The organism is Dolichospermum sp. UHCC 0352, assembly GCF_009711925.1.
Classification (GTDB): domain Bacteria; phylum Cyanobacteriota; class Cyanobacteriia; order Cyanobacteriales; family Nostocaceae; genus Dolichospermum; species Dolichospermum lemmermannii.
Genome location: NZ_VIKY01000056.1, coordinates 1 through 5,208, shown reverse-complemented (window position 1 = coordinate 5,208; position 5,208 = coordinate 1). Strand labels below are relative to the sequence as shown.

Below are 5,208 nucleotides of genomic sequence, written 5' to 3'. Positions count from 1 at the left end.
AACCGATAATCTCCAAAAACCTAACCCCCCAGCCCCCCTTCCCTACGAGGGAAGGGGGGTTTCAAAGCCTCTCCCCGCTTAGGGGAGAGGTTTGGAGAGGGGTTTGTTTGTACATTAAAAACTTTTCAAACATCCTCCAAGGGTAAAGATGCACCTATTCCGTGAAAAGTATACTGCTATAACTAAAGAAGTTTTAAATTTTAGATAAACTGTTGAAAATAATAAGGTAAGAGCAATGGCTTATAGTGATTTTAGCTTAACTAAGTTTAAGAAAAATTTTAACATTACAATTGATGAAGAAGCTGATTTATTTGCGACTGTAGAACCTATAGAAATCAGCGAAAAGTTAATTAACACTTTAGAAGAAACTACAGAACTCGCGTTAGCAATAAATACGGAAAAAGCCCGCTCAGAAATGATTATTACGCCAATTTTATTAGAAGTTAGACGTAAAGCTAATTATCAAATTAGTTTATTTTCTGGTACGGATTTTAATGTTGATGTTGAGAGAGGTTTAAATGGTTATTGTGATTTTGTTATCAGTCGTTCTAGAGAACAGTTAACAATTAATGCTCCTGTACTAATTATTGTAGAAGCTAAAAATGAAAATATTAAAGGTGGTTTGGGTCAATGTGCAGCAGCAATGTTAGCAGCACAATTGTTTAATGAACAGGAAGGTAATGAAATTAAAACTATTTATGGGGCTGTGACAACAGGAGATATTTGGAAGTTCTTGAAGTTGGAAGGGACTGATATATTTATTGATTTGAATAATTATTATATTAAGGAGTTAAACAAGATTTTAGGTATTTTATGTCAAGGGGTTGAGGGTTAAAAGTTATTTAAACTAATTATTTTTAACAGCATATATGGGTTAGTTACATAAATCCCTTCCCTTTCGGTAGGTGTGGTGAGCGATTATCTCTTATCAAAAATTCTTTTAAATTGCTATAGTTAGTAACCACTTTTTTATAATTATTTAAAACTTGTCTATCAATTAAATTTAATGCTTTTTTTGCTTGCTTTATACTAAAGTATTTTGCTTCTAAATTATTATCCATTGAACCCCCCTGTATAAAAAAATTATTAGATGCCACATCAACAAACATAGCTTGTATATTATCTTTTCGTTCATAACCATCAATATATAAATTTAGCTCAAAATACTCTTTTATAGATAATAGAAACATAAATACTAACTCCGATGATAAACCTTTGGGAAGCTTGCCCGGTTTAAGTGAAGAACCATAATGTGCATTTATTTCAGCTACTAAATTAGTTCTTGTTTCAAAAGTATTACGGAAATCATAGTTTATCTGCTGAAGCAGTGCTTCACGTACAGATATTTTTGTAACTGAAGCATTATTTAAAATCTCCAAGTATTTAGTTATTCTGTCCTTGTAACTTTTATGAATAAAATCAAAGCTATCCCAGAAATATTTTATCCTATTAACAAAATATTCTTCAAGTTCTAAACTACCATTTAGCCATAACACAAAGTTTTTTAAAAACTCTCGGATTTCATTAAAATTTTCATTAATTGTTAGAATTTTCTCTTGTGGTGTAATGCAGAAATTACCTTGCATATTTTCAATATTGAATTGATCTCTTCCATTATTTTCATACTGAGGATTCATAACTTATCCTTTATGCGAATTAGAATATTATATTTTTTATTGTTTCCTAAATTAGAAACTTTAATTTTAAATACAGCACTTTGCAGAAAAGTTAGTATATCAACTGAAAAATTAATACGTAAGCTGTGCCAGATAGACGTGTAAAGTTCTATATGTAATTAAGTAATTTATTAACCTCCTAATTTCTGATTACCTTGCATATTTTCAATATTGAATTGATCTCTTCCGTTATTGATATAGCTTGAAGTAGATTTATTCTGCGTATAAATATTCGTAACTTGTTGAGCTATTTGGCGTATTTCAGTAGCGAAGTCATCATCTTCATTCATTTCTAAATCTAAATGCTTTGCAAACTTATCTAGTGCTTGTGTAGTTCCATGCTCCTTTACTTCTGCTAATGCTTTCTCTGCTCGTTCATTCCCTTTTAATTTACTCTCAATCTTATTGCGTAGATTTTTGACCAAATCAATAACACTGCCGATTGATTGTTTTGCTATTTCTCCTGCTCCAGATTTTACAAATTCACCTAATGCAAGTTTAGCAATTGCAAGTGCAGTTAATGAAGTTAAAGGTTCAAGCGACATAAGTATATTTCAAGGTTTAATAGTCAATATTAATTCTTTTAGTTTATTAAAACCTTCTTGTCAACTAGTAATTTTGTATTGAATTAACGAATGTATTATTTGACACTACACCAACGCAAAGAGCGATCGCTAAATTCCCCACTTGTGATAAATATCCAGCTTATTCACAATATAAAGCCCAGAGATTCTGAAGCGTTTAGCTGTATATCAAGGTGGCATTCTTTTGCTTAAAGGTGTCTCTCAAGCTCGTTGCTCTACTACTCCAGCACCAATACCAATGGTTGTTTGACCTCCTCTCCCGTCTTCCTAAAAGAGCCGCACCCAAATAATATTTAAAGGTTGCAAATTTCAATTTATTATGAAACTTAAATAAGTCTTTTATATTTGATTGATCACCAATGACTAATATAACTGTTGATTCTATTCTTGAGTCTGCTTTAACAGATAAAGATATAACCCCGGATGATGCGGTTTTTTTATTAAAACAGACCACTCCAGAAGCAGTTACACAAATTCAGTCTACAGCGGACCAATTAAGGCAAAAACAGGCTGGAAATACGGTTACTTACGTTATTAACCGAAATATTAATTTTACTAACATTTGTGAGCAACATTGCAGTTTTTGTGCTTTCCGCCGGGATGACGGTGATCCAGATGCTTACTGGTTAAATTCGGCGCAGATTTTAGAAAAAGCTACAGATGCAGTGCGTCGAGGAGCAACGGAAATATGTATGCAAGGGGGATTACACCCACAAGCGCAAATTAATGGTAAGTCTTTACCCTATTATCTCAAACTGGTAAAAACCATTAAGGACGAATTTCCTCACTTACATTTACACGCTTTTTCGCCCCAAGAAGTCCAATTTATTGCCAGATTAGATGGAATTTCTTATACAGATGTGATTACAGCTTTGCGAGATGCTGGTGTCGGTTCTATGCCCGGAACAGCCGCAGAAGTGTTAGATGATGACGTGAGACGGGTATTGTGTCCAGAAAAGATTAATACAGAGACTTGGCTAGAAATTGTCAGTACAGCCCATCAATTAGGTGTACCTACTACCAGCACAATGTTATCTGGACATATTGAAACTCCAGAACAGCAAATTGGCCATTTAGAAAAATTGCGATCGCTCCAACAAACAGCCATAGAAAAAGGTTATCCTGCAAGAATTACCGAATTTATTGTCTTACCCTTCGTTGGACAAGAAGCCCCCAAATCCCTCCGCAAAAAGGTAGGAAGAGACCAACCTGTTTTAGCTGATTCCCTGTTATTAACGGCTGTAGCCAGAATTTATCTCGGAAATTATATCCCTAATCATCAACCAAGCTGGGTAAAATTAGGGCTAGATGGTGCTACAGAAGCCTTAAATTGGGGTTGTAATGATATCGGTGGCACGTTAATGGAAGAACACATTACCACCATGGCCGGGGCTGTGGGTGGGACTTGTATGGAAGTGGAAACTTTACAAAGGGCGATCGCATCTTTAGAAAGACCTTACCAACAACGGGATACTTTGTATCGGGTAATGGGTGATTGGTAATGGGTGATTGGTAATGGGTAGGAGTTTTCTTGAAGTTTTAAGTTTTAACTCCTATCCCCCATATACCAATCCAAGATAGGATGGATTTTGATTTACTTGTTTTTTTACTTAATGCTTATGAAAAGCTATTGGTCGCGTCTGCTTTCTCTAGTTTTAGTGTTAGTTGTCGGTTTGGTTGGCTGTGGTGGTGGTAGTCCAGATAGTTTAACTGGGGATTATCGTCAAGATACCTTAGCTGTAGTCAATACTTTGAAACAAGCCCTAGAATTACCACAAGATTCTCCCGATAAAGCCGCCCTTCAAGCAGAAGCCCGTCTAAAAATCAATGACTTTTCGGCTCGCTACCAGCGGAATACTTCTGTTGCAACTCTTGGCTCTTTTACAACTATGCGAACAGCCCTAAATTCCCTTGCAGGACACTACAGTTCTTATCCTAATCGTCCCGTTCCTGAAAAGCTGAAAAAACGTCTAGATGCAGAATTTAAACAAGTAGAAGCATCGTTACGACGTGGTGCTTAATCTATTTTTCAAGGATTGTTTTTTAATAACTACAATTAAATACAAACTTCCTTGAAAGCAGGAATTAACAAAGTCAGAATGCGAATCAGGGGATCTCTCAAACCCAAAGATCCCCAACTTTAGTTATCTTGAATTAAACTGTTAGAAAAGCGCAGTCAAAGTGGTGATATGGCAATTCAGTCAACAGCAGAAATTTTATTTCAAACTGCTTATGAAAGTCGTTACACTTGGGATGAACACTTTCCTGGTTATGCTGCCGATGTGCAACTGTTACAGGAAGATGAAGTTTATACTGGTAAAATTCAGATTAATCGTAACTTGAATGTAGAAATTACAGGAGTTGCAGATAAACAAATAGAAGCCGGAATTGATATTCAGTTACAGGAAATAATTACCCGCTGTCAAAGAAGCGATTTTCAAAGTTTTTACCGTCAACATGAGTTTAGTTTGGGTGAAATAGCCGAAAAAGATGCAGTTACGGTTTTTGTAAAAAGTGAAAATACTGATTCTCACTATCAAATCCGTAACCAAAAAATATATCAGGAAGTTCGGGTAATGAGTCGGATGGCTTTGGAGATTAATTCTGGGGAATTCCTAGATACAGACTCCGGTTATATCCCTTCTGCTTATGATGTGGTTTTTCGTAACTCGCATACAGGTGATATTAATAGCATTCTCAAATTTACAGATACATATCAAAAATTTGGTAATCATTACATTTTAACGAAGCAGGTGGTCGCAGAATATGAAGATGGAAAAACTACAACTCCTCAATCAATTACTGAGTTTGTTTATTCCCATATTCAGCTACTGGAATAGGCAAGAGGCAAGAGGCAAGAGGCAAGAGGCAAGAGGCAAGAGGCAAGAGGCAGGGGAGAAAAATATTCTTTTGCAACTAACAACTGTACGGGCGAAGCATTTGGAGAA

General features: G+C 35.4%; 6 protein-coding genes. 4 read left to right on the top strand and 2 right to left on the bottom strand.

Going from position 1 to position 5,208, the window contains the following annotated elements:
• Positions 1 to 235: 235 nt before the first annotated feature.
• Positions 236 to 835, top strand: a complete 600-nt coding sequence (locus FJR06_RS03720; RefSeq protein WP_015079337.1) for a hypothetical protein — start codon at positions 236 to 238, stop codon at positions 833 to 835.
• Between the two features lie 43 nt (positions 836 to 878).
• On the opposite strand, the gene FJR06_RS03715 is transcribed toward FJR06_RS03720, so the two are convergent.
• Together FJR06_RS03715 and FJR06_RS03710 are read right to left on the bottom strand one after the other, a co-directional pair.
• Positions 879 to 1,637 (bottom strand): hypothetical protein, encoded by a 759-nt coding sequence (locus FJR06_RS03715; RefSeq protein ID WP_015079338.1) that lies wholly within the window; start codon positions 1,635 to 1,637, stop codon positions 879 to 881.
• 170 nt (positions 1,638 to 1,807) lie between these two features.
• A complete protein-coding gene (locus FJR06_RS03710; protein ID WP_015079339.1) occupies positions 1,808 to 2,221 on the bottom strand; it encodes a hypothetical protein in 414 nt (137 codons plus the stop codon).
• Between the two features lie 398 nt (positions 2,222 to 2,619).
• Between FJR06_RS03710 and cofH the strand changes: the two genes are divergently transcribed.
• The 3 genes from cofH to FJR06_RS03695 all read left to right on the top strand — a co-directional run bounded on the left by cofH (position 2,620) and on the right by FJR06_RS03695 (position 5,100).
• The gene (gene cofH / locus FJR06_RS03705; RefSeq protein WP_015079340.1) at positions 2,620 to 3,762 is read left to right on the top strand and encodes a 7,8-didemethyl-8-hydroxy-5-deazariboflavin synthase subunit CofH; all 1,143 of its coding nucleotides are present in this window, start codon (positions 2,620 to 2,622) and stop codon (positions 3,760 to 3,762) included.
• A 111-nt stretch (positions 3,763 to 3,873) separates the two neighbouring features.
• Positions 3,874 to 4,281, top strand: coding sequence for a photosystem II protein Psb27 (gene psb27 / locus FJR06_RS03700; protein ID WP_015079341.1), 408 nt, complete (start codon positions 3,874 to 3,876; stop codon positions 4,279 to 4,281).
• A 168-nt stretch (positions 4,282 to 4,449) separates the two neighbouring features.
• Positions 4,450 to 5,100, top strand: a complete 651-nt coding sequence (locus FJR06_RS03695; protein ID WP_015079342.1) for a DUF3386 domain-containing protein — start codon at positions 4,450 to 4,452, stop codon at positions 5,098 to 5,100.
• Positions 5,101 to 5,208 lie beyond the last annotated feature (108 nt).